The sequence below is a fragment of the Ensifer sp. NM-2 genome, from assembly GCF_003024455.1.
GTDB lineage: Bacteria > Pseudomonadota > Alphaproteobacteria > Rhizobiales > Rhizobiaceae > Ensifer > Ensifer canadensis.
Genome location: NZ_PVZR01000114.1, coordinates 1 through 536 on the forward strand (window position 1 = coordinate 1; position 536 = coordinate 536).

Consider the following 536-nt stretch of genomic DNA (forward strand, 5'->3'; position numbering starts at 1 on the left):
GGGGCACGGCCCGCACGTCCCAGCGGCACTCGGTGACGTCCGCGATCATGCCCACCTGCTCCATCTGGGCCACGCAGCGCTCGAAGTCCTCCCACTCCTGGAACTGGAACGGCAGGCCGGCCGTGGGCAGCTGCTGGAACAGGAGGGTGCGCTGGGACTGGTAGCCCGTGTCCGTGCCCGCCCAGAAGGGGGACGAGGCCGAGAGTGCGAGCAGGTGCGGCACGCGGTTGACCAGGCCGTTCACCACCGGCATGGCCTTGGAGACGTCGTCCAGGCCCACGTGCACGTGCACGCCGAAGATCAGCAGCTGCCGACCCCAGTACTGGGTGAGGTCCAGCATGCGGTCGTAGCGCTCACTGGGCGTCGAGGGCTGCGCGATCGCTTCCGCGAACGGGTGCGTGCCCTGGCAGAACAGGGAGATGCCCCGCGCGGCCGCGGCGTCGGCCACGCGCGCGGCGATCCGGCCGAGGTCCGCCGTCGCGGCGTCGACGCGCTCGTGCACGCCCGTGACGAGCTCCACCGTGTTCTGCAGGAGC

1 protein-coding gene is annotated in these 536 nt (G+C 71.6%); it reads right to left on the reverse strand.

Going from position 1 to position 536, the window contains the following annotated elements; translation table 11 throughout:
• The coding region (locus C6558_RS39040; protein WP_146161014.1) for a YbdK family carboxylate-amine ligase at positions 1-536 on the reverse strand (536 nt) is incomplete at both ends.